The organism is Chelativorans alearensis (assembly GCF_010993735.1).
GTDB classification, from domain to species: domain Bacteria; phylum Pseudomonadota; class Alphaproteobacteria; order Rhizobiales; family Rhizobiaceae; genus Chelativorans; species Chelativorans alearense.
In genome coordinates this window covers 14,174-38,129 of record NZ_WQNI01000017.1, presented here as the reverse complement: position 1 = coordinate 38,129, position 23,956 = coordinate 14,174, and the positions used below count along the sequence as shown (strand labels likewise).

The following is a 23,956-nucleotide window of genomic DNA, read 5'->3' as shown; positions in this document are numbered from 1 at the left end:
GCGACATGGACACAATGACTGACCGCCGCGACCGGACCCTGCACCGCTTGGCGGGCTATGTGCGCGCCCTACGCTACGAGGATCTGCCACCGGAGGTCGCCCACAAGGCCAAGGCTCTCCTCCTCGACACGCTGGGAGCCATTCTGGCTGGGCACGGCTCCGCGGCGGCCCGGCTCGCGCGTGGGCTCGCCGGAGAGGCCCGGCGCCCGTTTGCCGCGTCTGTCATCGGATGCGCAAGGCTCGCGGCGCCCGACCGCGCGGCATTCGCCAACGCGATCGCGGCGCGCGGGGTCGACACGCTCGACGCCTATCACCGACACGGGAAGGTCGGGCACCCGGCCGACTGCATCCCCCCGCTGCTGACCACCGCCGATTACGCGCAGGCAAGCGGGAAGGCGCTCATCGAGGCGACCGTGATCGCCTATGAGATCTTCTGCTGGCTGCGGGACTATTTCGAGCATCCCGGTTTCGACAATACCAATTGCGCCAGGATCGGGGCAGCAGCCGGGGCCGCGAAGCTTCTCGGCCTGGACGAGAAACGGATCGCGGCCTGCCTGTCGCTGGCCGCCGTGAACGAGAACGTGCTGAAGGAGGTCCGCTCCCGGCCTGCCGCGATGACGCGGGAAACCGCTGCCGGGTACCAGGCGCGCGCCGCCGTCTTTGCCGCCCTGCTTGCCGCCGAGGGCGGCAGGGGGTCTGATCGGGCGTTCGACGGACCGGCTGGATGGCTTCGGCTCGTCGCCGACGGTGATTACGACACCGGCACGCTGGGCGGCGCAGGACGGCCGTTCCGGATGCTCGATACATGGATCAAGCTGCGCGCCATTCCCGGTGCCGCCTACCCCATCGTCATGGCGACAGAGAAGCTCGCGCCCATCGCCGAAGCGGATCAGGTGGATCGCATCGTGCTGGAGGTCTACGGCAAGCTGAAGAAGAGCTTCGGTACGGGTGCACAACGCTGGTCGCCGGATTCGCGCGACACCGCTGACCACAGTGCTCCCTTCATCGTGTCAACGATCCTTGCGAACGGGGCGCTCGACCTGCACGCCTTCGACGAAGACCGGATCCATGACGAGCGGGTGCGGTCCCTTATGCAGAAGGTTGAGGTGGAGGAATGCGCCGATTTCACCGCGGCCTACGCGGATCGCCACGAGCACAGAGCGCGCCTGACGGTATTCAGGACCGACGGCACGTGCGAAGTGGCCGAGACAGGCGGCGATGCCGATGATCTATCGGCGCCGAAACCCGACGCGCAGATAAACAAGAAATTCCTTATGTTGGCGGGGCCTATCCTGCCCGACGGGCAGGCACGGGACGCCGTCGAGCGGTGGTGGAACCTGGAATGCGTCGACGATATCGCCGCGCTTCTGTCCGGACTGCTCCTGCAGGGCTGAGCCGGGACGCGCGCCGGCGGCAAGTACCGGCGCGCGGGAATAGCGCTAGGCGATCTTGGGCGCCTCCAGAGGCTCGATGCCCGCCGCTTCGAGGGCCTTCGCCCAAGTCGCGAACTGGCCGGTCATATAGGACGTGAACTCCTTGCGGGTCGAACTGACGGCCTCGATCCCGATGGCCTCCAGTTTTTGCCGCACGTCGGGCATCCGCGTAATCTTTCCGACCTCGACCGCGATCTTCTCCAGCACCTCCTCCGGCGTTCCTGCCGGGGCCAGCATTCCCATGAACGGGTTGAGTTCGTAACCCGGCAGGCCCTCTTCCGCGATGGTCGGGATGTCCGGGAGGGCCGGCAGACGCCGGCTCGTGGTGACGCCAAGGCCACGCAGTTCTCCAGCCCGGATGTGGGACATGGCGGTCGGGACGGCATCGAACATGAGTTGCAGTTCCTTTCCCTCTGCCAGGGTGTTCCCGGCGACCACATGACCTTTGTGGGAAACGTGGACGATATCGATGCCGGCCATCCGGGCGAAGGTCGCACCGGCGATGTGCGGAGGGCTTCCGTAGCCGCTGGAGCCGTACTTGAGAACGCCGGGGTTCGCCTTGGCGTAGTCGATGAATTCGGCGACCGTGAGCACCGGAACAGAGGGGTGCACGACGAGGACATTGGCGATGCCGGCCACGAGATTGACCGGGGCGAAGTCGGCGCGGGGATCGAAAGGCAGCGACTTGTAAAGTGCAGCGCTTAGAAAGAAGGAGCCACCCCCCATCCCGAGGGTATAGCCGTCAGGCGGCGCCTCGGCAGTCTCCTTCAGTCCGGCCGTCTGGCTCTTCGCCGGCGCGATCTCGATGGGCTGCGACAAGGCCGCCGATAGCTTCTCTGCAATCGTATCTGCGATGATATTGCCGGGCCCGCCTTTCGAGCCGGGGACGATTATTCGGATGGGTCTGTCTGGATATCCTGACACGGGCAATACGCTCCTCCTGCTATGTCCTTTTCCAAGGCTCGGCACGGTCGGGCTGGACCGGTTCAGGCCAGCGGCGATACACCGACGGCGAAGGCAGTCGAAAACCATCCAGACCTCGGGGAGAGCCTCGACCGACCAGATCCGGTCCCAGAGATCGGCAGCCTTCCGTCCGCCCAGAACGGGGGCGACCTGCCGCTCGAACCGGATCTTGAGGTTCTCCGCAACGGGGGCTTTTGCGACCGTCGGGATCTCCATGCCGGCCACGGCCGGATCCTCGGCGATAGCCTCTCCGGCCAGTTCGGCCACCCATCCGGTCTTGCCTTCGAAGGGCCGCGCCGGCCCGGTCATCCCCTCGCGGGCGGCCAACGCCGCGAAGGCTCCGGCGCGGGCTGCGTAGGCACCGGCCGGCTGGTGTGAGGACAGCGGGCACCCTGGTTCGGTCTCCAGCAGGAAGACGGATGTCATCGCGGCCAGCGACGCCGCCTGCCCAAGCTGATCCCGCGACAGACCGAAAACCCTGCCGCAACCGAGTGCGCTGCCGATGCTGGCGAAACTTGCTGGAGAGAACCCGTCCGAGAGCGGGTAGCGCTTCTGAAGCCAGCAGGCCGTTCTTTCGCCCGCCACCAGCGCCTCGATCAGCATGCGGCCCGAGGCTTGGGCACTTTCGGCCGAAGCGAGGACAGCAGGCACGATGACGCCCTGACGCCTTGCCGCGTCGTCACCCGGCTCCAGGCAGAGCGCTGCCGTTGCATTGGCGAAGGCAGCCAATTCGACCGAGGTTCCGGTCCGCGTTCCAATCAGCGCGGCGCCACATCTCTGCGGCGACCTACCCGCCAGCCGGTGGGCCGTTCGGCAAACGTCGTGCGACAGGGCGGTAACAATGTTCCCGAGACAGGCGACCAGACCTGCCTTGGCCAGCGCGATCTCGTCGCAGGAAAGCGCATCGAATTTCACGGCTAGCGCCAGGTCGACAAGATGCTCTTGGATCCTGTCCATCGGGCCCGGTCCCTAGGCTGCGTCCCAAAGACGGTCGTCGAAGAAGGCCAGCAATTCGCCCCAGGCTCCGCGGGCAGCGCGCGGCCGGTAGCGGTCCGGATTTCCGAAGCTGAGGAATGCATGTCCGGTATCCTGATAGCTGTGGAACTCGTGCCACTTCCCGAGCCGGGCAAGCTCCTGGTGGATCAGGTTCACGTCTTCCGGCGAGGGGTTCTTGTCCTCGGCTCCGAAGAATCCAATCAGCGGGCAGTCAAGTCCTTCGCTGCGCTCCAGCGCTGTCGGTCCGTCTCCCCACGCCTTGAGGATATTGCCGCCGTAGAAGACCGCCGCAGCCTTGAACCCGGGGATCGCGCACGCCGCCAGATAGGAGACCCGCCCGCCCATGCAGAACCCGACAACGCCAAGAGTCCCCAGATGCGGATCGAGCCCGCGCAGCACCGCGATCGCGGCGGAGATGTCGGCGACGAGGTCATCGTCCCGCATGAGCACGAGGCGCTCCGTCAGACCCAGCCCCTCCGGCTGACGGTGGAACAGCTCGGGCGCCGCGACGGCGTAACCTTCACGGTGGAGCCGGTGCACAACGTCCTGAAGAAACGCGTCGACTCCCGAGCCGTGCTGGGCGACGATGATCCCGGGATGGCGCCGCGGGCGATCCGGAATGCCCAGGTAGACACGCATGGGTGACCCGTTGACCGTGGTGGTTTCCCATCTGGTCGTCATCAGCTTCCACTCCTCCCGGTTGTCGGAAAAACGGTGACCCGCGGCCTCAAAGCTTCACCTCCCGGCCAAGCCCGGCATTGACGGCCGCGTCGTAGACGGCCGAGGTCACGGCCACGTCCTCGAGCGCGATCCCCTGCGATTCAAAGAGAATGATCCCCTCGCCGAAGGCCGGCGTTTCGACCGATTCCGCGACGATCTCGCCAAGCGTGACCACATCTTTCCAACGGAAGGCGTCTTTGGCCGCGGCATAGAGAAGATCGCCGCAGTGCCGGCGTGCATCCTCCCTGTCGTCCACCACCACGAGCGCAGCGCGGGCGACGACGGTTTCGTCGATCTCCCGCTCGTACCATTCGTTCGCGCCGACGGCGACGATCAGGCAGGGCCGTTCAAGCCAGTTGGCCGAGAGAACCGGCTTTTCCGAATTGGTGATCGTCACGATGATGTCGGCGTTCCGAGGCACCTCCTGCGGCGCGGCGACCGGGCTGACATCGATGCCAAGCTGTGCCGACATAGCGCCGCAAAACTCGGTCCTCCGTTTCGGATCGCGGCCATAGACTATGGCCGCTTTGATCGGGCGCACACGGCAGATGGCGGCAAGCTGCGCCTCGGCCTGGCGACCGGTCCCGTACATGCCGACGACGCTGGCCGTCGCCGGGGACAGGTATTTCGCAGCCACGGCGCTCGCCGCCGCGGTTCGGAGCTTGCTGATCGCGCGTGACTGGACGATGGCCAGAAGCTCGCCCGTGCGAGTGTCATAAAGGAAATTCCACATGAGCCGGGGACCGGAGCCGAAGCTCGACAGCAGCTTGAATCCCACGCGGCCTTCGGCCTGCAGCGAACCGGCCCGGAACAGGAGATACCCGTCCCCGGCCGGCAGTTCGAACCGCTCCGAATTCCCGGTCTCACCCTGGCCCGCCGAGCGAAACATGGACTCGATGACCGGGATCGCGGCATCGAGCGCGATCAGATCGCGGCTCTCTTCTTCCGTGATGAGGATGGTCATGGGCCGCCCGCCACCTTGCCTGCCGGCGCACAGCCGATCTTCGGGGAATTATCAGAACGCATAGCGACGCATACCGCCGTCAACCGGCACCACCGCGCCGGTGACATAACTCGCCTTGGGCGAGGCGAGAAACACCGCGACGTTGGCAAGTTCCCCGGGATAGCCGAGCCGACCGACAGGCACCTCCTTCGCGGCGAAGGCGGCGCGCTCCTCCTCGGTATACCGGCGATAGGCCTGCTCGCTCAGAAGACGCCCCGGCGCGACCGCGTTGATCGTGATCCCGTGTTTCCCGACCTCGCGCGACACCCCCTTGCACCATGCCTGAAGCGCAGCCTTGCCGGAGAAGCCGGCATTGATCTTCGTCGGCTCGGATCCCCCCGTGATGTTGATGATCCGGCCCCAGCCCCGCTCCATCATTCTTGGCAGGAGCGCCTGGATAAGCTGCCGGCGGCTTGTGAAGTTCATCATGATGACCTCGTCCCAGGTCTCTTCCGGCGTATCGAGCTTGACAGGCCGCCCGACGCCCGCGGAGTTCACCAGGATATCGACGTGGCCGAGGCCGCGGATCGCCTCTTCGGCCAGGCGCACAGCCGCCCCCTTCTCCATCATGTCGGCCTGAACCAGGACTGGACGCTTTCCGGATATGGCAGCGAGTTCCCCGGCTGCATCTTCGAGCATCTCCGGGCGGCGGGCGGCGATGCAGAGCCGCACGCCCTCGCCCGCTAATCCGGCGGCGATCGCCCTGCCCAGCCCGGCGCTTCCTCCGGTCACCAGCGCCGTCTTGCCTTCAAGCTCGAGATCCATATCCTTGCCTTCCTCCCTTCACGCCGCCCGCAACGCCCAGTTCCGTGGCAGTTCAATTCGCTTGCTGACCGGGATTCCGATTTTCGAATTCTGCGGATACCCGCGGGTCTGGTTTCGCCCGGGATCTCCCGAAATCACGATGCCGATCTGCTCGGGCTCGACGAGACAGCGCACGAGCCGGTTCGGGTCATCGGATTCGTAGTATTCCCTAGGCGTGAGACCCCGCTCGACATAATCCTTGATCGAGTAATGGTTGACGCCGTTGGCGTGGGCGTATCTCTCGGCCAACCCGGCCGGTATCAGCGTCTTTTCGTAGAGGTAGGTCTTGATATCGAGCTTGCTCCAGCCGTCTTCCGCGAAGGCGCGGGCGACACTGGGGCTCATCACGATCATCGGATAGGCGGTCCGGTCGCGGATGTAACCCCAGGAACGGTACTTCATCGCCTCGCCGATCACGTCGAAGATAATCTCCATGTGCTCGATCGCCTTCTTGCCGCCGGTATAGACGGGCTGGGTCATCGACATGCAGCTTTGGACGGTCACAACGTTCTCGCCCGCCTCGAAGCCACAATCGGCGCTGAAGGGCTGCCAGCCAATATCCCGTACGGCATCCTCGTTCTCGGCGAGCACCATGTTGAACGACATCCCGATCGTTCCCTTATCGGTGCCACCCCCTTCGCCGCCATGCGCATGAATCCGGAGTCCGGACAGGTTGCGCATGTAGAGGCGCACGAAACGCCCGATACTGGTATTCGCACGCCGCCCGACCCGCATCACGCCGGAGCCGTAATTGAAATCGAGTTCCTTGACGATCGGGCCATTGATGATGACGAGCGGCTCCCACCCGGGCGTGGTACCGCCGAGCTCCATCTTGAAGGTCGGATCGATCATCGCCTCGACGACGGCCAGAAGCACCGGCATATATTCGGGGCGACAACCTGCCATGACGCCGTTGACCGCGATGTTCCAGACCGTGGCCTCACGCGACTCTGGATAGCAGACGCCGAGCACCTCGTCCGGCGCGCGGTCGGTAAAGCGCAGGAATTCCTCCACCCTGTCCCGGGTCGGCGGAATGATCGGCAGACCGTCCGACCACTCCTTCTCCTCGAAGAACTCGTGCACGCCATCAAGCGATCCGCGATAGACGATGTCGCTCCGGTTCGGCTCGCCGTCACCCGCATCACCTGTCTCACCCCGACTGCAAAGCCCTTCGATCGCCTTCGGGGCGATCGTGGAGATGACCTTCTGCCGTAGCGCTTCGGCAGAATCGACCATGGGCACGCCGGGATATTCGGCAAGCGGAGTGTCCTCCCCGCCAAGTCCACGGGCAAACGTGCGTGCCTGCGCAAGAAACCCGGTTGCGATGATCGACACGGCCGGTATGCCGGCCTGTTCGGCGGCCATGCTCATCCACATTACCTTGGGTGTGCAGCCGCCACAGGCGCCGACCCCGACGATGACCGCATCGGCACCCTGTTCCCGCAAGCGATCCGGCAGCTTGGCGACGTACTGCTTTATGTCGCCATAAGGGATTCCCATCGTCTCGAAGGGAACGATCTTCACCTCCGGGAAGGCCTTGCGAAGCTCCTCCCGCAGGATCGGGAAAACCTCGTCGCCTCGAAACACCCCGTCCCACACTTCGACGACGGTCTTGCCATTGAGATTCGGCAGTCCATCGGCGGTCGATTTCTCGATGCCAACGGTCGGTCCGAGCGGCCAGACCACCTCGTATTCAGGCTGTTTCATGGCTTTCTCCCCACGCTTACATTCCGATCAGGTCAGCCCGATCGACGATGTTCTGCCGGCTGCGCACTGACGCGGCGTCGAACATGACGCCGTCGATGACGATCGTGCCCTGCCCTTCCGCTTCGGCCTTCTTGAAGGTCCCGACAATGCGCCTGGCCAGGTCGACGTCCTCCTGCAGCGGGGTGAACGCCTCGAGCGCGATCGGGATCTGTACCGGGTGAATGGCCCATTTGCCGACGCAGCCCAGGATGCGCGCCCGAGCCGCCTCGCGCGCATAGGTCTCGGTGTCGCGGAAATTGCCCTGCGGTCCGTCGACAGCCTCGATCCCCGCCGCGCGGCAGGCGATCACCATCTTGCTACGCTGGTAATGCCAATGGTCGCCGGGATATTCACCAGCGGCGATGGCCTTGCGGTCGACACCCTGCGAGGCGGAATAGTCGCCCATTCCGAAGATCAGTGCCTCGAGCCGCGGCGTGCAGCGGGCGATCGCCTCGACGTTGATCATCGCCTCGACCTCCTCGATGAGGACCTCAAGGCCGATCGTCTTCGTCAGCTTCAGCTTCTTCTCGATCCCGGTCAGCAGCGTGTCGACGAACAGAACGTCGCTGGGCGTCCTGACCTTGGGAACCATGATCAGGTCCAGCTGCTCATGGGCATTATCGACCACGTGGATGATGTCTTCATGGGCCCATTCGCTGCCAAGCTCGTTGATCCGGACACAGGTGGTCTTGCCGCTCCAGTCGAGATTCTTCAGGGCCTGGACGATCTTCTCGCGCGACTCGACCTTGGCACTCGGCGCGACGGAGTCCTCGTTGTCGAGGAACACGAGATCGGCTTCGCTGGCCGCAGCCTTGGCCATTACCTTTTCGTTCGAGGCCGGCACCGCAAGCTCGACGCGACGCAGCCGCATGGGACGCTGGTGGGTCATATCAACTTCCATTGTTTGTGAATGATGCACTCATTTCACCGCTCCGCATTCGCGCAGCGTATCGATCTCCGCCGGAGAGAAGCCGAACCGCCCGAGGACGTCGTCGGTGTGTTCTCCTAGCAGCGGCGCGCGGTGGCGCACGCCACCGGGGGTCCCGCTCATGTGGATCGGCGTGTTGGCAATCACCACTTTCGCTTCGATGCCCGGCTGTTCGACCGGAACCAGCATCCTGCGCGCCTTGAAATGCGGGTCATCGAAGATTTCCGCGATGTTGTAGACTGGGCCGAAGGGAACCTTTCCGCCCAGAATGCCAAGCAGCTCCTTCTTGGTGTGCCGGCTGGTCCAAGCGCTTACCACCTCGTAGACGAGATGGTTGTTCCTGACCCGCGCATGACGGTCGCAGAAACGGGCATCGCACGCCAGTTCCGGCTGCCCCATTTCGCGTGTCAGGATCGCCCAGGAGGCGTCGAGGTGGCCGGCGATGGTGACGAAGCCATCCTTGGTGGGAAACATCCCGAAGGGCGAAAACACGGGGTGAATCCGACCTTCCTGGGCGGGCACGCGCCCCTGGTAGGAATGCTGATAGACGATCCGTTCGCAAAGCGCGAGGATCGCGTCGGCCATGCCGACATCGACGAACTGCCCCTGCCCGGTCTTCTGCGCGCGGTAAAGCGCCGAGAGGATGCCGACGGTCGTCAGAGTGCCGGGGAAAATGTCGCCGACACCGGGGCCGACCTTTGCCGGATGCTCCGGATCGTCGCCGGTTATCCCGATGATTCCGCCGAAAGCCTGCGCGACCACGTCGTAGGACGGCCAGTCCGAATAGGGGCTGCGTCCCGATCGCGGATCGCCGAAGCCGCGCACCGTTGCATAGACTAACCGCGGGTTGATCTCCCTCAGCACGTCATAGGAAAGACCCAGCCGCTCCATCACGCCCGCCCGGTAATTCTCGACAACGACATCGGCCTGGCGGACGAGCTCCTTGAAGACGGAGACGCCCTCCAGATTCTTGAGATCGACAGCGATCCCGAGCTTGTTGCGATTGACGCTCTGGAAATACCCACCATAGGCCTGGAGCGGGTCGTCGGCATGAAACGGCCCGGCATGGCGGATGCTGTCGCCCGAGGGCGGCTCGACCTTGACGACGGTCGCGCCCTGGTCCGCGAGCAGTTGCGTGCAATAGGGCCCGGACAGGTGCTGCGTCAGATCGACGACTATCACCCCGTCAAGCGCGCCAGCCCCGGTCTCCATGGTCACTTGTCCTGCCAATGGCTGCCTCGCTTTATCAGCACTCTGCGTTCGCCCTCGAAGACGACGATCTGGTTCTGGTTCACCCCCCAATGCCGGAAGGTCACGATGCCCGCGTCGGGCCGATCGGGGCTGTCTTCGACCGCGAGGACCTCGGTAAAGGCGTAGATCGTATCGCCGTGGAACACCGAGGCAGGAAAGCGGATCTTATCCATCGACAGTTCCGCCAACGCGTTCTCCGCCGTGTCCTCCGCGGCCAGACCGATGGCGATCGAGGCGGTGACTCCCCCATAGACGAGACGATGCTTGCGCGGATCGCGCGTCATTATGTCTTCATTGAAGTGCGACTGTGCCGTGTTCATCACCATGTTGGTGATTTGCACGTTCTCGAGCTCGGTGACCGTCTTGCCTCGGGCGTGCCTGTGGATCGCGCCCGGATGGAAATTCTCAAGATAGTTGTCGTTCCCAGTAAGCGAAGACTTCATCGTTTCCCTCCCGCACCGAGCAGTCGGTCAGAGATGATTCGCAGCTGGATCTCCGACGTTCCCTCGAAAATCTTTGTCACCCGCGCATCGCGCCAGTAGCGCTCCACAGCGCAATGCGTGGTGTAGCCGGCGCCGCCGTGGATCTGTATCGCCTCGCTGGTGACACGCTCGGCCATTTCCGTGGCGAACCACTTGGCCATCGACGCTTCCATGTCGCAGCGCCGGCCGGTGTCGATCTCCTCACAGACATAGTACAGCAGCTGCCGCGCGGATTCGATCTCGGCGGCCATCTGGGCGATCTTGAAGCGGATCGCCTGGAAGTCCGAGATCGGGCGGCCAAACTGCACCCGCTGCTGCGAATACTCGATCGAATCCTCAAGCCCCCCGCGCGCCAGACCAATGGCCCGTGCTGCGGTGTTGGCCCGCGCGCGCTCGAGCGCACCCGTGAAGTTGTAGAACGCCCGCCCCTCCTCGCCGAGCATGTTCTCATGTGGCACCCGGCAGTTGTCGAAGGACAGCTCATAGGTGCGCCATCCGAAGTATCCGATCTTCGGGATCGGGTTGCCGACGCACCCCTCGGGGAATCCGCCGCGCGGCTTCTCGATCATGAAGGTACTTATCCCGCGGTGCCGTCGTTCCGGATCCACGTTCGGGTCGGTGCGGGCATGGAGGACGATGCAGTCGGCACCGTCGGCGAAGGTACACCAGTATTTCTGACCGGTGATCAACCAGGAATCCCCGTCACGCACGGCGCGGCAAGAGATATTCGCCGCATCCGATCCGGCGTTAGGTTCCGAAATCGCGGTGCAGCGCAGGAACTCACCACGCGCCATACGGCTGAGGTAATCCCTCCGCCTATCCTCGGGCCAGACCTCGCAACCGGGTAGGCTGTTGCCGCGCGCCAGGAGGCTGCCGACGCTCATCCAAGCCCGCGCCAGTTCCTCGACCACCAGGCAGTATTCGAAATAACCGAGACCAAGACCACCGTATTCCTCGGGAATGGTGATGCCGAAGTAGCCGAGTTCGGCCATCTTCTCACGCAGCTCCATCGGGATGTCGCCCTTTTCGGGGTCGAGCTTGTTGGCGATCGGCAGGACCTCCCGCATCGCGAATTCGCGTGCATGTTCCTGTATCATTCGCCGTTCTTCGGTCATGTATCCCATGTCAGGCTTTCCGCTTGATCTTGAAGTTCGCGCGGCGGTAGTCGACCACGAGTTCCCCGCGCTGGTTGATGCCCTCGGTGTGCCAGGTGACGATCCCCCGGTCGGGCCGAGACTTGGATTCCCTCATGTCGACGACCGTGCTGCGCGCCGTCAGCGTGTCGCCGGGATAGACGGAAGTGTGGAAGGTAAGATTGTCTGCCCCGAGGAAGGCGCCTCCGCCTTCGCTGAGCTCCTCGACCGTCAGTCCGAGCACGAGGTTGAAGACCAGCATCGGTGCAACCACCACGCCAGGATGGCCATGCGCCCTGGCATATTCCGCGTTGAAGTAGAGGGGGTTGTAGTGAAGCGTCAGCGTCGTGAAGAGCGCGTTATCGCCTTCGGTGATCGTCCGCCCCCAATGGTGTTCGAAGATCTGCCCAATGGAAAAATCCTCGAAGGCGCTTCCTTTCTCCCAAAGGACTGCCTTCTCGATGAAATCCGGTACGACATCTGTCTTGTTGTTCATTGTTCTCATCCTCGGCATCTCGGCCATCCGAATTTGCTTCCTGATGAACGCAAGTTGCGTGCCAGCCGCGCAGCTATCCGGCTTCACGCTCCCTACCCGCAGCACCTCCATTCCGGGGCACAGCCGCGTACCGGTCAACCCGAATGCGACTTACCGCCATCACTTGCGAATGACCAACCGCGACACAAGCGGCGCGAGTCCCGACATGGTCTCCGCGTTCCACAGCATGTTCAACGCTGCCCGACCATTCTCTTCGCCGATATAGGGCGCCGTCAGCCCCAGGAACTTGTTGGCGATCTGATCGTCGGACTTCGGAGCCGACAGCCCGTCGCCGGCACCGCCGGACTCGCCGACCAGGGTGTCGCCGTTTGCCGTCGTCACCGTCACGCGGGCCAGTTCCCGAACCGGAATGTTGTCATAGGCCCTGGTGTACTCGGGATTCTCGTCTACCTCCGTCATCTTCACGAGAACCCGGGTCCGCGGGTCATGCAGGAAATGGTTCTCGAAGGAATTGATCCCGACCGTTCCGTGCACCAGCGTATGCGCGACGAGGTAAGGGATGCTGTGGTCGGCGATCTCACGCGTGTCGGGATGCCAGGGTCCCTCGCCGCTGCCGACGGCACGCTTGGTGTAGAAACTGACCTCGACCACGATCCGGCGCACGGCACTGGCGTCGGCCAGGGGCGCTATCGTCTCCGCCGCCAGAATGGCGGCAATCGAGCCCGCGTTCGCCGGCCGCAGCTTGATCAAGCTATCGCAGATCTTGAAGGGTGTGCCCTGCTCGCCCCCATAGAGAATCCTCTCGAAGGACCCTCGGGCTACGTGCTCGCACCATCCCGCATCGCCCTCGAACGGAAGATCCGGTCCGCCCATCCCCGCCCTGGCGAGCAATGCTGCGAAGACCCCGGCGCGCGCGCCATGTCCCGAAGCGGCAGCCTTGTACATCGACCGCTTCCCAAGCCTTACCTGCTTCAGGATCGCATTGGGTACGACGGCCATGGCGATGCACTGCGCCATCTCGTCCCGCGAGAGCCCCAGAAGCTTACCCGCGCCCACCGCGCCGGCGATACACGTCAGGTTCGCAGTATCGAAGATGCGGTGGCTCTGAAACATATGCGAGGTCCGCAGGAATATCTCGTAGGCAAGCACAATGGCTTCGATGAGCCGAACCCCGCCAGCGCCGACGGCCTCCCCAGCCGCCAGAACCGGCGCGATCACATCGCTCGGATGCCCATGGGCGCTGTTCGGCCAGTTGTAGGTATCGTTCATGTCGAGATACCGCGCCGCCGTTCCGTTGGCGAACGCCGCGAGGTCCGGAGCGGTCCGGAGCTGCGAACCGATGACGGTCGCGCCGCCCTCGTCCTGGGGCGTCCGCTTGGCGATCCGGCGCGCGACCTTGCAGGGTTCGCCCGAATATCCGCCGATCAAGACGCCAAGCGTGTCGATCAGGCGCACTTTCGCCGCATGGACGGCGTCCGCCGGAAGATTCTCGTAGCACAGGTTCATCGCATAGTCGGTCAGACGCCCTTGCGCGCTGTCCCGGATCGTGTCGGCGATCGGCGTGTCCATGAGGATTTTGCTCTCTCCCTGTCATTGTTGCGACCCACACCGCCTGACCGGCGATCCGGCCACGCGATTACCCGCTTCCACCCGGTCGATTTCGCCCCGGATATCGACAGTAAGACAGCAAGCCGCGTGCCAGCCGGACTGGGCGCGAATGCCCTGTCCCTGCCACTAACCGCCCGACGGCCCAGACTGATTGCAACGGAATTGCGGAAGGCCCGTGTCCGCGTCAAAGACAACTGAGACTGCATCCCCGATCCGGACGTCGAGCGCCCCTTCCCCCACGACGGACGCGATCATCCTCGGCCCCTCGTCCACGATCACCGAAGCCACCGCATAGGGAACCTTATCGGCAAAGGCGTAGCTGGGCGCACGTCGCACGACCGTGCAGCTTTCCACGGTCCCCCGTCCCGAGCTTTCGATCCAGTCGAGGTCGCTGCCCCAACAGGTCGCGCAGTGATGGCGCGGCGGGAACTGAACAGTCGAGCATTGCCCGCACTTCTGGAATACAAGGCGCCCCAGCGCCGCAGCCGCCCAATATGGCTCGGAATCGCCGTTCACCAAGCTCTTGTCAACTGTCACTGGTCCTCCCCCTACCATTATGCCACCTCGACCCCGCTGGCTTCTTCCAAACGCAGCACCTCCACCCTTCTCAGGCGCTTGCGTTTGACCGAGGTCGGAATGTTCATCATCTCGCGGTACTTCGCGACAGTGCGCCGGGCGATGTCGATCCCTTCGTCCTGAAGTTCCCTCATAATGTCCTGATCGGAGAGGATGGCATCCGCCGGCTCGGCTATGATCAACTGCCTGATCCTGTGACGGACCCGTTCGGTCGACACCTCGTCTCCGCCTCCGTTCGCGGAGATCGCGTTGATGAAGAACGACTTCAATTCGAACATGCCACGATGGGTCATCATGTACTTGTTCGACGTCGCCCGGCAGACCGTCGACTCGTGGATATCGAGTTCGGTCGCGATGTCCTTCAGCGAAAGCGGAACGAGGAACTCGACGCCCTTTTCGAAGAAGTCGCGCTGACGCGCCACGATCGCCGAGGACACGCGGAGGATCGTCTGCGCCCGCTTATCGAGGTTGCGCTCGAGCCAGTGCGCGCTTTTCAGGCAGTCAGAGACGTACCGCGTCTCCTGCTGACCGAGGGGCATCGCCGTCACCTCGGCGTAGTACTGTCGGTCGATGAGGACCCGTGACATGAGCGACGTGTTCAGCTCGACGACATAGGTTCCATCCGCACGCCTGTCGACAACTACATCCGGCAACGCCAGCTGAGTCAGTTCGCAATCGTACTGTCTTCCCGGTCTCGGATCGAGTTTGCGGATTGCGGCCTGCATTTCGAAGATCTCGCCACTGCCCACCTTGCAGATGCGGCCGAGCTTCTCGATTTCGCAGTTTGCCAAGAGCTCGAGGTTGTCCAGGAGCGCGCTCATCGCGCGCGTCAGCCGTCCCTGCTCGTCAAGTTGCAGCCGCAGGCATTCCGCCAGATCTCGAGCCCCGACGCCCGTCGGCTCGAAGGTCTGAATAGTGCGCAGCACCCCAAGAACACGCTCCCCCGAGACGCCCAGCATGTCGGCCACGTCCCCGAGGTCCCTGCGCATATACCCGTCCTGGTCGATGGACTCGACGATCTCGGCCCCGACGAGAAGATCAACCGGATCGCAGAACGCTAACGCGTTCTGCATCAGAAGATGCTCGCGCAGCGAAACCTTCGAAGGAGTGTAGTCCTCCAGGCTGGGATTGAGGTTGCCGGCGGACTTCGCTTTCCCCATCGGGGCGCCGCTCGATCGCCCCGCCCCGAGGCCGCGCTCCCGCCACCCAGGATTTTCTTCGTCCCGCGGCGTCTCGTTCGCCGGCCCGGCCGCGACAGCGCCGGCATCGGCCCTGTCGGCCAGTTCGTCGCAGGGCACCGCGGCGATCTCATCGCCATCCGTCTCGACCTTGATCAGCGGATTCACTTCGGCCTGATGCCGGATGAATTCCTGAAGCTCGTCGCAACCGTACTGCAAGAGATTAATGGACTGTATGACCTTGGCCGTGATCGAGATCGTCTGTTTCTGCTGGACGAACACTCCGTGCGCAAGCTGCATATTGCCCTCCTTCAGGCGGCGGAATTCCTCAAATCCCGTCCTGTCCGACCCCACTTGTTGGCAGAACCAGCCCTTGGCCTACCGAGAGCTTGCCGGACCAGAGGATAGACGCAATTGGCGTGCCAAGTTGCTCGACGCGACGGCCTTCCCGATCTTCCGACCGGCCGTTTCCGCCAACGCGGGCGACTGCGCAGACGGCCCGGTCCGATAGGGATGCTCGACCCAGATGGCACCCGTCGCGGCCGTAGAGGAGCCGGACGCCTTGGCACCGATCTTGCTCTTGAACGGGCACAACATTTTCGGGGTGGATAATGGCAAGCACCAAGGCCGAACATGCGACAGTTGACCAGCACTTGCCGTTTCGCAGCCTGCCCATCGTTTCGGCCGGGACTGCGTTCGGTATGCTGAAGGGTATTCGCGTCGTCGACCTGACGACGTCGGTGGCGGGCCCCTATGCGACAATGCTCCTGTCGGATTTCGGGGCCGAAGTCATCAAGATCGAACGACCAACCGGCGACGAGGCCCGGAAATGGGGTCCTCCCTTCCTGAGAGGGCAATCGCTCTGGTTCGCCGCCGTTAACCGGAACAAGAAAAGCGTTGCCATCGATGTGCATGACGACGACAGCCGCGCCGCACTGATGCAACTGGTCGGGTTGGCCGATGTCGTCGTCACCAGCCATCCGCCGGCCGTCCAGAGGAAACTGCGGCTCGACTACGAGACCTTGCGGCAAGAGCGGGAAGACATCGTCTTCGCGTCGATCACCGGGTTCGGACTTACCGGGGCGCGGTCGGACCTGACCTGCTATGACCTGATTGCCGAGGGCTATTCCGGCATCATGGACATCACCGGAGAAGCCAATGGCGATCCACAGAAGATCGGCGCTCCGGCGGCGGACATGCTGGCCGGTCAGGATGCGGCCATGGCGGTCATCGCCGCACTGTTCGAAAGGCAGCGCACCGGCAAGGGCCATCTCATAGATGTCGCACTGGTCGAAAGCATGACCAGGTTTCTCTCTTGCCGGATCGCGTCCTACCTCGGCTCCGGCGAGGTGCCTACCCGTTCCGGCGGTCGCGACAGCGTGATCGCGATCTATCAGGCGTTCGAGACCGCGGATCTACCAATGAACCTGGGCCTCGGGTCCGACGAGATCTGGAAGCGGTTCTGGATGGCCGTGGGCGACCCAGACTACGGAACCCACCCACAACTGGTGACGAACGCCGAGCGGCGCAACGCGCGTTCGGAGATTGCCGAGCGGATCCAGCGGGTCCTTAGGACCAAGACCCGCGACGACTGGCTGGCCATCTTCGCCAAGGCCCGGGTTCCGGCCGGCCCGATCAACCGTATCGACGAAGTCGTCTCCGACCGAAACCTGCAGGATCGCGGTCTCTTCTTCGTGCTCGATGACGGGTCGGGCCACCTGACACCGCAGGTCGGGCTTGGTCTTCACATCGACGGTGCGACCAGCATTCCGTCCTCTGCCCCGCCGGACCTCGGCGAACATACCGAGCAGGTCCTGGCGGAGTTGAGAGCGCGCCGATGAACCGTCATTTCTCGACAGGTGAGAATTGCCATGAAACCGTTCCTCACACTGCATGACCCAGCAACCGGTCGAGCCTATTACGAGGCAGGCCTCTGGAAAGACGACACGTTCTATTCCCTGATGGAGCGGCATGCCAACCAACGGCCGGACGCCCCCGCCCTGCGGGACAGCAGGGCCAATCTGGATTGGCATACCCTGAAGGCCCGGGTTGACGCGATGGCCGATCATCTGCGCGCACAGGATATCGTCGCCGGCGACCGAATTGCGATCTGGATGGGAAACCGGGTCGAGGCCGTCATCACCTTCCTTGCCTGCTCGCGCGAGGGCATCGCCTGCAACCCTTCGCTGCACAAGACCTTCACCTGCGCGGAGATCATCGAGCTTCTGACCGAGCTTTCCGCCCGGGCCCTGCTCACGGAAGACGGCTGGGGGGCCGATCGCGCACGGCAGGACTTCGACGCGACGCTGGCGAGGCTCCCGTTCCTGAAGAAGGTCTACACTCCGAACAACTTCCCGATGCATATCACCGGCGTCGACCGGGTGGTGCACAGCAATCCGGACAGCATCGTCTACCTAGCCTTCACCTCCGGCACGACCGGAAAGCCGAAATGCGTCATGCACTCGTGCAACACGCTGCTCGCCAACGCCCGCGACCTCGCCCGGGATTGGGGGCTGTCGGAACAGTCGGTGATCCTCTCGCTCAGCCCCCTATCACATCACATCGCCTGGGTCGCGGCCGCGCAGTGGCTCGTCTGTGGTGGGCAGTTCGTGACCGACGATCCGCCGCCGGGTCACAGCCGGCTTGACTGGATCGTCGAGACCGGCGCCACCTATGTGCTGGGTGTTCCGACCCACGCGATGGACATCCTCGACGAGCAGAAGGCGCGCAGCATCTCCCGGATCGGACAGGTTCAGACCTTCTACATGGCGGGTGCGCCCATCCCCGACATCGTCGCCCGGGACTTCATCGAGCAGGGTATCGCGCCGCAAAACATCTACGGGATGACGGAGTGTTCATCACACCAGTACACACATCCGGGCGACTCGAAGGACGTCTGGATTTCCACCTGCGGCCGGGGAGGCCTCGCCTACGAGGTAAAGATCTGGGATCCCGACAACCCGGATAACGAGCTACCGATCGGCAGCACCGGAAACATCGGCGGACGAGGCGCAGCCATGATGTTGGGATATTTCGCTAACCAGGCCGCGACGGAGGCCACGATGAACAGCCATGGCTACCTTCTGTCCGGCGATCTGGGCTCGCTCGACGAAAACGGAAATCTGCGGATCGTCGGTCGCATCAAGGATCTCATCATCCGCGGCGGTCACAACATTTATCCCTCAAGGATTGAATCCATCGCGCTGACCCATCCCGCCGTGACCAAAGCAGCAGCCTTCGGCGTGCCTGACCAGCGACTTGGCGAGAAGGTCTGCCTGGGTGTCATCGGCAAGGTCGATGCCGACGAGATGCTCGATCACCTGCACTGCAACGGCCTGTCCAAGTACGACATGCCGGAGTGGTTCATCGTCCTCGACGCGTTCCCGTTGACCGCAAGCGGAAAGATCCTCAAGCGCAGGCTGACCGAGATGGTCCAGACGGGCGAGATCAGCCCGAAACCGGTCCGCTTCGTAATCGAGGAGGCTTGACCGATGAGTGTCGAGCTAACCCACGAGAACGATCTGGCCGTCCTCTCGCTGAACCGGCCCGAGGCGCTGAACGCCTTGTCCTTTGCCATCCTGCGCGAAATCGGCGAGGCGCTGGACGCCGTTGCCGGCATGCCCGGCGTGCGCGCGCTGCTTGTTACAGGTGCAGGAGACAAGGCATTCTGCGCCGGCGCGGACATCAAGGAACTGCGCGAACGGCGGCTCATCGACCAGAAACGCGGCGCCGAGCTTGGTCAGTCGGTCTTCGCCAAGCTGGACCGGCTGCCGATGGCCTCTGTTGCGCTGGTCAACGGTTACGCCTTCGGCGGAGGCGCAGAACTGGCCTTGGCCTGCACCTTCCGGCTCGCCTCGCCGGCCGCAATCTTCGGCTTACCGGAAATCAAGCTCGGCCTGATCCCCGGCTACGGTGGCACCCAGCGCCTTCCCCGCCTGATCGGCGAGGGGCGGGCGCTGGAGATCATCATGACCGGACGGGCCGTGACCGCCGATGAGGCCGAGCGCATCGGGCTCGTCAACAAGGTGGTCGAGGGCGATCTGCGCGAGGCGGGCGCCAAGTTCGCGCGGAGTTTCACGCGCTACAGCCTGCCGGTGATGGAGTTCGCTCGGCGGGCCGTGCAGCGCGCCGCCGACCTGCCGCTTGCTGCGGGCCTCGAAACCGAAGCCGAGCTTTCCACCCTTGCTTACCGTACGGAGGATGCCGAAGAGGGCATGCGCGCGTTCGAGGAGAAGCGCAAACCGGAGTTCCGCGATGGCTGACGGACAGGTTATCGTGACTGGCGCCTCGAAGGGCATCGGCGCCGCCATCGCCACCGAACTGGCCCGACGTGGCTGGGTGGTGGCCAGCCTGTCCCGAAGCGGCGAGGCCAAGGCAGGTTACGGCATCGCCTGCGACATGACGGACGAACAGGCCATCAAACGCGCGGTTGCCGAAATCGCCAAACGCGGCCGGATCGCCGGTTTGGTCAACAACGCCGGCGTCCATATCGGCGGCCCCATATTCAAGCTGAAGACCGCCGAATTCGAAAAGACGATGGCGCTGAACATGACGGCGGTGATGATCGCCGCCCGCGAGGCCTACCCGCATCTGCGTGGCCAGGGCGGCACCATCGTCAACATCGGCTCGTTCTTTGACAAGATCGGCGTACCCGACAACCTGGCCTATTGCGCCTCGAAGGCTGCGGTCGCGGCGATGACACGTTGCATGGCGGTGGAATGGGCGCGGGATGGCATCCGTGTTCTGAATGTCGCCCCCGGATATATCGAGACCGACCTCAACCGGGCCTATCTCGAACGCGAGAAGGTCAAGGCCTGGATGCAGACCCGCATACCGGTGGGCGCGCCCGGCCGACCCGAAGACGTCGCCCGGCTAGTGGCTTCGATCTTCTCGGAACAGATCGGGTTCCTGACCGGCGAAACCCTCTACATCGACGGAGCGCAGGGAATTAACCACTGATGAACATGCTGGACAGATTCCACGCCACCCGCAGTTGGAGCCAGGAGGAGCGCGCCGTCCTCGACCAGGTCCAGCGCATGGCCGGCGGGGTCATCGCCCCGAACGCGGAGCATGTCGATGCGACCGGAGAATTCCCCTGGTCGAACGTGAAGGCGATCAACGAACTCGGCTTGAACACGATCTTCATTCCCGAGGAATTCGGCGGAATGCCGACATCCTACCGCCTGTATCTCGAAATCGTCTCGATCTTGTCCGAGGCCTGCGCGTCAACCGGCATCATTTATGCGACCAATTTCCACGGGATGAAGCCGCTGATCGATTTCGGCTCGGACGAGCAGCGTGCCCGCCTTTTGCCCCGGATCGCCGAGGGCGGACTGGGCGCACTGGCGATAACTGAACCGACCGCTGGATCGGATGCCACGGGCATGAAGACAAGCTTCCGCCCGGATGGCGATGAGATCGTCGTGAACGGCAGCAAGATATTCATCACCAATGGCGATGTCGCCGACTTGTATCTGGTGTTCGGGAAATGGGCCGAGATCGACGATCCGAAAGCGGCGATCTCGGTCCTGATCCTCGAAAAAGGCAGGCCTGGGTTCAGCATTGTAGGCAAGGAAAAGAAGATGGGCCACAATGGCTCGTCCACCTGCGCGCTCGCCTTCGACAACCTGCGCGTCCCCATGGACAACCTGATCGGTGCGCCTGGCGACGGGCTGCGCATCTTGCTGGCATCGCTCAACAAGTCCCGGCCCTCTGTCGCAGCCCACGCCCGCGGTATCGCCCGGGCCGCCTTCCGAGACATGATCGCCTATGGGAACGAGCGGGTGCAGAGCCGCCGCAAGATCCTGGAGTTCCAGGGAAACCAGTTCACGCTGGCAGACCTTGCCGGCGAGCTCATGCTGCTCGAAACCTGGCTCGACTACGTTGCGGGTCTGGTCGACGATGGCAGGGCCGACTTCGGGATGGAGGCCTCACTGGCCAAGCTCCGCGCCAGCGATCTGGCGATGAAGATGGCGACCGAATGCGTCCAGTTCCACGGCGGATACGGCTATTGCCGCGACTACCGCGCCGAGCGGCTCATGCGCGACGCCAAGATCACCCAGATCTGGGAGGGCACGAACCAGATCCACCGCCAACTCATTGGACGGAGCTTTGTCGAGAAATGACCAGGATCAGAAAAGTTGGCGTCTGCGGGGCCGGAGGGACGATGGGAGCCGGTATCGCGCTGGTATCGGCGCGCGGCGGGTTCGAAACCGTCTGCTACGACCTGTCGGAAGACGGTCTCGCCCGGTCCCGGGTCGAGGCAGGAAAGTTCTTCGCCAAATCCGTAGAGCGGGGCAGGATGAGCGAAGAGGAACGCGGCGCCGCGCTCGCCCGGATGCGCGACACCTCGGATCTCGACGCGCTTGCGGACTGCGATCTGGTGATCGAGGCGATCTTCGAGAACCTCGAAGCCAAGAAGGAGCTTTTCGGCAAACTCAACGGCATCTGTCACGACCGCACGATCTTCGCATCGAACACCTCGACGCTCTCGATCACAGAGATCGCCGGCGGCAGCGGTCGAGACGACCGCGTCGTCGGCATGCACTTCTGCCTGCCGGCGCAGCTGATGAAGCTGATTGAGATGTCGCGCGGTCTGAATACCTCCAGCGAGACGTTTGAGGCCGCGTGGGCGTGGACCGAAGCGGCCAGTCAGGTTCCGGTGGAAACACAAGACAAGCCCGGCTTCGTACTCAATGCGCTGCTCGTGCCGTTCAACAACGACGTCATCCGCGCGATCGAAACCGGCCTCTGCCTCCCCGAGGATATCGACCTGGCGATCACCTCGGCGCTCGGATACAAGATGGGGCCCTGCACGCTGCTCGACCTAATCGGCCTCGATACTCAGGCCCGCCTGGGCGAAGCGTTCCATCCAATCACGCTGGACAAGCGCGCCGCCGTGCCGCCGCTCCTGCGCCGCATGGTCGCCGCCGGCCGGCTCGGGCGCAAGTCGGGCTGCGGTCTGCTCACTGGCATTCGGCCCGAGAGGGCGTCGGCTGCGCCATCCTTCGGCCTAACCCGGTCTGGCGACAGCCGCTCCTTCCCGGATGGTGACCTGTTTCTTGCAAAGGCGGTCGCCGACGGCGATGTCACGATCTGCCTTGGTGGCCACTACACGCCCGATCCGACGAAGATCTGCGTCCTGGTGGAACTCGACACGGAGTGCCTTGGACACCACACGGGCGAAGTCAATGACGGCGCACCGTCGAACGCCGTCGGCTTCGCGCGCTATCGCAACGGGGGCGATCCGCCGTCGAACCTAGTCGAACTGGCCCGTCAGGCATCGACAACCGACGAGGCGATCGCCGGCGCCCGCGCGATCTTCGAGGTCGCCGGCTTCGACGTCGTCGTCTGCAGCGACCAACCCGGGCGCATCGTCGACCGACTGGTCAGGCCGAAGTACAACGACGCCCTGCGCTTTCTCGATGAGGGCCTCGCGTCTGCAGCGGACATGGACAAGATTTGCTGCATGGGCCTCGGCTACTCGGACGGCCCGATCGAGCGCGTCGTCAGGGGTGGGCTTGTCCGCCACCACGACATCTGCCACGCCCTCCACGAGATGACCGGTCTTGCCGGCTACTGGCCGGCCCGTGCCGCAGTCGTCGAAAAGTCTCGGGAGGGCGCCAACCGATGAAGGCCGCCATCGTCCGGGACTTCATGCCTTTCGACCAGATCACGGTCGAGGACATTCCCGAACCCGTCCCGAGCGAGGGTGAAGCCGTGGTCGCCGTCGAGGCCAGCGAGGTCAATTTCCCCGATATCCTGCTCATAGAAGGCAGGTACCAGCGGAAGCCGCAACTACCGTTCACGCTTGGCTTCGGATGCGTCGGCCGCGTCATCGCCCTTGGCCCGATGGCGGACGGCATGGTCACGCGTGGTGACAGAGTTCTCGTCCTTCCTGACTACGGAACACATGCTGAACGGGTTGTGGTGCCCGCATCGCTTTGCATGCCGGTACCGGACGAGGTGCCTTCGGAGATCGCCACGGCCCTCGGACTGGTATACCAAACCGCATATTTCTCCCTCAGAATTCGCGCCAAGGTGAAGCCTGGCGATACGGTTCTTGTCCTCGGCGCGTCCGGCGGCGTCGGAATGGCGGCGATCCAGCTCGCCCGTGCATTTGGCGCCGGAAAGATCATCGCCACGTCTCGGGGTGAGGACGGCGTTGCCTTCGCGCGTTCCCTCGGCTCGGATGTCGTCATTGACGCGAAAATGGCCGACTTGCGCAACGGCCTTCCGGCCGCTGTGAAAGGGGCCACAAACGGGCGCGGCGCAGACATCGTGGTTGATCCCGTCGGCGGGACGCTTGCAGCTGCGGCAATCCGCGCAGTCGCGTGGAACGGCAGCTACGTCGTTGTCGGCTTCGCATCGGGCGAGATCCCATCGTTCAACGCGGGATACCTGCTGGTAAAGAACATCAGCGTCAGCGGCCTTCAATGGACCGACTATCGCAGCCGTGAGCCGGGTGTTGCGTTCGCCGCGCAACACGAGATCTTCGACCTCTGGTCGAAGGGGATGCTGTCGCCGCACATCGACCGCACTCTGCCGCTGGCCGAAATCGCCGAGGCCCTGCGCGCCATCGGGTCGGGAAAAACACGTGGCAAGGTCATTCTCGAAATCGGTCGCCCGGAGAAATAGCC

21 protein-coding genes are annotated in these 23,956 nt (G+C 63.8%); 8 read left to right on the top strand and 13 right to left on the bottom strand.

Annotation, left to right across the window (positions count from 1 at the left end):
* The first annotated feature begins 14 nt into the window (after positions 1 to 14).
* A complete protein-coding gene (locus tag GPJ75_RS23115; protein WP_205602619.1) occupies positions 15 to 1,394 on the top strand; it encodes an MmgE/PrpD family protein in 1,380 nt (459 codons plus the stop codon).
* Between the two features lie 45 nt (positions 1,395 to 1,439).
* On the opposite strand, the gene GPJ75_RS23110 is transcribed toward GPJ75_RS23115, so the two are convergent.
* The 13 genes from GPJ75_RS23110 to rpoN all read right to left on the bottom strand — a co-directional run bounded on the left by GPJ75_RS23110 (position 1,440) and on the right by rpoN (position 15,617).
* Positions 1,440 to 3,353 (bottom strand): tripartite tricarboxylate transporter substrate-binding protein, encoded by a 1,914-nt coding sequence (locus GPJ75_RS23110; RefSeq protein ID WP_163271801.1) that lies wholly within the window; start codon positions 3,351 to 3,353, stop codon positions 1,440 to 1,442.
* A 12-nt stretch (positions 3,354 to 3,365) separates the two neighbouring features.
* The gene (locus GPJ75_RS23105; RefSeq protein ID WP_163271799.1) at positions 3,366 to 4,073 is read right to left on the bottom strand and encodes a dienelactone hydrolase family protein; all 708 of its coding nucleotides are present in this window, start codon (positions 4,071 to 4,073) and stop codon (positions 3,366 to 3,368) included.
* Between the two features lie 46 nt (positions 4,074 to 4,119).
* Entirely contained in the window at positions 4,120 to 5,076 is a 957-nt protein-coding gene (locus GPJ75_RS23100; protein ID WP_163271797.1) for an ornithine cyclodeaminase family protein, read from the bottom strand.
* 51 nt (positions 5,077 to 5,127) lie between these two features.
* The gene (locus GPJ75_RS23095; protein ID WP_163271796.1) at positions 5,128 to 5,880 is read right to left on the bottom strand and encodes an SDR family NAD(P)-dependent oxidoreductase; all 753 of its coding nucleotides are present in this window, start codon (positions 5,878 to 5,880) and stop codon (positions 5,128 to 5,130) included.
* 18 nt (positions 5,881 to 5,898) lie between these two features.
* Positions 5,899 to 7,626 carry a UGSC family (seleno)protein gene (locus tag GPJ75_RS23090; RefSeq protein ID WP_163271793.1) on the bottom strand — a complete coding sequence of 576 codons (1,728 nt, stop codon included), beginning with the start codon at positions 7,624 to 7,626 and terminating at the stop codon, positions 5,899 to 5,901.
* Positions 7,627 to 7,642: 16 nt separating this feature from the next.
* Complete coding sequence (locus GPJ75_RS23085) at positions 7,643 to 8,554, bottom strand: HpcH/HpaI aldolase/citrate lyase family protein (RefSeq protein WP_163271791.1); 912 nt, start codon at positions 8,552 to 8,554, stop codon at positions 7,643 to 7,645.
* A 30-nt stretch (positions 8,555 to 8,584) separates the two neighbouring features.
* Positions 8,585 to 9,805: a CaiB/BaiF CoA transferase family protein gene (locus GPJ75_RS23080; RefSeq protein WP_163271789.1), complete on the bottom strand. Its 1,221-nt coding sequence runs from the start codon at positions 9,803 to 9,805 to the stop codon at positions 8,585 to 8,587.
* A 2-nt stretch (positions 9,806 to 9,807) separates the two neighbouring features.
* Positions 9,808 to 10,287 carry a MaoC family dehydratase gene (locus tag GPJ75_RS23075; RefSeq protein WP_163271787.1) on the bottom strand — a complete coding sequence of 160 codons (480 nt, stop codon included), beginning with the start codon at positions 10,285 to 10,287 and terminating at the stop codon, positions 9,808 to 9,810.
* The gene (locus GPJ75_RS23070) at positions 10,284 to 11,450 is read right to left on the bottom strand and encodes an acyl-CoA dehydrogenase family protein (protein WP_163271785.1); all 1,167 of its coding nucleotides are present in this window, start codon (positions 11,448 to 11,450) and stop codon (positions 10,284 to 10,286) included. Before GPJ75_RS23070 ends, GPJ75_RS23075 begins: the two co-directional genes overlap by 4 nt.
* Before the next feature lies 1 nt (position 11,451).
* The gene (locus tag GPJ75_RS23065; RefSeq protein WP_163271783.1) at positions 11,452 to 11,955 is read right to left on the bottom strand and encodes a MaoC family dehydratase; all 504 of its coding nucleotides are present in this window, start codon (positions 11,953 to 11,955) and stop codon (positions 11,452 to 11,454) included.
* A 159-nt stretch (positions 11,956 to 12,114) separates the two neighbouring features.
* Positions 12,115 to 13,524 (bottom strand): MmgE/PrpD family protein, encoded by a 1,410-nt coding sequence (locus GPJ75_RS23060; RefSeq protein ID WP_163271781.1) that lies wholly within the window; start codon positions 13,522 to 13,524, stop codon positions 12,115 to 12,117.
* A 165-nt stretch (positions 13,525 to 13,689) separates the two neighbouring features.
* Positions 13,690 to 14,100 (bottom strand): Zn-ribbon domain-containing OB-fold protein, encoded by a 411-nt coding sequence (locus GPJ75_RS23055; protein ID WP_246249225.1) that lies wholly within the window; start codon positions 14,098 to 14,100, stop codon positions 13,690 to 13,692.
* Between the two features lie 17 nt (positions 14,101 to 14,117).
* Entirely contained in the window at positions 14,118 to 15,617 is a 1,500-nt protein-coding gene (gene rpoN / locus GPJ75_RS23050) for an RNA polymerase factor sigma-54 (protein WP_163271777.1), read from the bottom strand.
* Positions 15,618 to 15,928: 311 nt separating this feature from the next.
* On the opposite strand from rpoN, the gene GPJ75_RS23045 reads away from it, so the two are divergent.
* Genes GPJ75_RS23045 through GPJ75_RS23015 form a run of 7 tightly spaced genes read left to right on the top strand, consistent with a single transcriptional unit; the run spans position 15,929 to position 23,954 of the window.
* Positions 15,929 to 17,158, top strand: a complete 1,230-nt coding sequence (locus GPJ75_RS23045; protein ID WP_163271775.1) for a CaiB/BaiF CoA transferase family protein — start codon at positions 15,929 to 15,931, stop codon at positions 17,156 to 17,158.
* 30 nt (positions 17,159 to 17,188) lie between these two features.
* Positions 17,189 to 18,805: a class I adenylate-forming enzyme family protein gene (locus tag GPJ75_RS23040; RefSeq protein ID WP_163271773.1), complete on the top strand. Its 1,617-nt coding sequence runs from the start codon at positions 17,189 to 17,191 to the stop codon at positions 18,803 to 18,805.
* Between the two features lie 3 nt (positions 18,806 to 18,808).
* Positions 18,809 to 19,579, top strand: a complete 771-nt coding sequence (locus GPJ75_RS23035) for an enoyl-CoA hydratase/isomerase family protein (RefSeq protein WP_163271771.1) — start codon at positions 18,809 to 18,811, stop codon at positions 19,577 to 19,579.
* Positions 19,572 to 20,276: an SDR family NAD(P)-dependent oxidoreductase gene (locus GPJ75_RS23030; RefSeq protein WP_163271769.1), complete on the top strand. Its 705-nt coding sequence runs from the start codon at positions 19,572 to 19,574 to the stop codon at positions 20,274 to 20,276. The genes GPJ75_RS23035 and GPJ75_RS23030 overlap by 8 nt, the downstream gene beginning before the upstream one ends.
* Complete coding sequence (locus tag GPJ75_RS23025; protein ID WP_163271767.1) at positions 20,276 to 21,442, top strand: acyl-CoA dehydrogenase family protein; 1,167 nt, start codon at positions 20,276 to 20,278, stop codon at positions 21,440 to 21,442. The genes GPJ75_RS23030 and GPJ75_RS23025 overlap by 1 nt, the downstream gene beginning before the upstream one ends.
* The gene (locus tag GPJ75_RS27480) at positions 21,439 to 22,950 is read left to right on the top strand and encodes a 3-hydroxyacyl-CoA dehydrogenase family protein (RefSeq protein ID WP_163271765.1); all 1,512 of its coding nucleotides are present in this window, start codon (positions 21,439 to 21,441) and stop codon (positions 22,948 to 22,950) included. Before GPJ75_RS23025 ends, GPJ75_RS27480 begins: the two co-directional genes overlap by 4 nt.
* Positions 22,947 to 23,954 (top strand): NADPH:quinone oxidoreductase family protein, encoded by a 1,008-nt coding sequence (locus tag GPJ75_RS23015; RefSeq protein WP_163271763.1) that lies wholly within the window; start codon positions 22,947 to 22,949, stop codon positions 23,952 to 23,954. Before GPJ75_RS27480 ends, GPJ75_RS23015 begins: the two co-directional genes overlap by 4 nt.
* The last annotated feature ends 2 nt before the right edge of the window (positions 23,955 to 23,956 follow it).

Excerpts from the sequence above, each read along its gene's own strand:
- GPJ75_RS23115 (WP_205602619.1), top strand. The coding sequence starts at position 15 with ATGACTGACCGCCGCGACCGGACCCTGCACCGCTTGGCGGGCTATGTG.
- GPJ75_RS23110 (WP_163271801.1), bottom strand. The coding sequence starts at position 3,353 with ATGGACAGGATCCAAGAGCATCTTGTCGACCTGGCGCTAGCCGTGAAA.
- GPJ75_RS23105 (WP_163271799.1), bottom strand. The coding sequence starts at position 4,073 with ATGACGACCAGATGGGAAACCACCACGGTCAACGGGTCACCCATGCGT.
- GPJ75_RS23100 (WP_163271797.1), bottom strand. The coding sequence starts at position 5,076 with ATGACCATCCTCATCACGGAAGAAGAGAGCCGCGATCTGATCGCGCTC.
- GPJ75_RS23095 (WP_163271796.1), bottom strand. The coding sequence starts at position 5,880 with ATGGATCTCGAGCTTGAAGGCAAGACGGCGCTGGTGACCGGAGGAAGC.
- GPJ75_RS23090 (WP_163271793.1), bottom strand. The coding sequence starts at position 7,626 with ATGAAACAGCCTGAATACGAGGTGGTCTGGCCGCTCGGACCGACCGTT.
- GPJ75_RS23085 (WP_163271791.1), bottom strand. The coding sequence starts at position 8,554 with ATGACCCACCAGCGTCCCATGCGGCTGCGTCGCGTCGAGCTTGCGGTG.
- GPJ75_RS23080 (WP_163271789.1), bottom strand. The coding sequence starts at position 9,805 with ATGGAGACCGGGGCTGGCGCGCTTGACGGGGTGATAGTCGTCGATCTG.
- GPJ75_RS23075 (WP_163271787.1), bottom strand. The coding sequence starts at position 10,287 with ATGAAGTCTTCGCTTACTGGGAACGACAACTATCTTGAGAATTTCCAT.
- GPJ75_RS23070 (WP_163271785.1), bottom strand. The coding sequence starts at position 11,450 with ATGGGATACATGACCGAAGAACGGCGAATGATACAGGAACATGCACGC.
- GPJ75_RS23065 (WP_163271783.1), bottom strand. The coding sequence starts at position 11,955 with ATGAACAACAAGACAGATGTCGTACCGGATTTCATCGAGAAGGCAGTC.
- GPJ75_RS23060 (WP_163271781.1), bottom strand. The coding sequence starts at position 13,524 with ATGGACACGCCGATCGCCGACACGATCCGGGACAGCGCGCAAGGGCGT.
- rpoN (WP_163271777.1), bottom strand. The coding sequence starts at position 15,617 with ATGCAGCTTGCGCACGGAGTGTTCGTCCAGCAGAAACAGACGATCTCG.
- GPJ75_RS23045 (WP_163271775.1), top strand. The coding sequence starts at position 15,929 with ATGGCAAGCACCAAGGCCGAACATGCGACAGTTGACCAGCACTTGCCG.
- GPJ75_RS23040 (WP_163271773.1), top strand. The coding sequence starts at position 17,189 with ATGAAACCGTTCCTCACACTGCATGACCCAGCAACCGGTCGAGCCTAT.
- GPJ75_RS23035 (WP_163271771.1), top strand. The coding sequence starts at position 18,809 with ATGAGTGTCGAGCTAACCCACGAGAACGATCTGGCCGTCCTCTCGCTG.
- GPJ75_RS23030 (WP_163271769.1), top strand. The coding sequence starts at position 19,572 with ATGGCTGACGGACAGGTTATCGTGACTGGCGCCTCGAAGGGCATCGGC.
- GPJ75_RS23025 (WP_163271767.1), top strand. The coding sequence starts at position 20,276 with ATGAACATGCTGGACAGATTCCACGCCACCCGCAGTTGGAGCCAGGAG.
- GPJ75_RS27480 (WP_163271765.1), top strand. The coding sequence starts at position 21,439 with ATGACCAGGATCAGAAAAGTTGGCGTCTGCGGGGCCGGAGGGACGATG.
- GPJ75_RS23015 (WP_163271763.1), top strand. The coding sequence starts at position 22,947 with ATGAAGGCCGCCATCGTCCGGGACTTCATGCCTTTCGACCAGATCACG.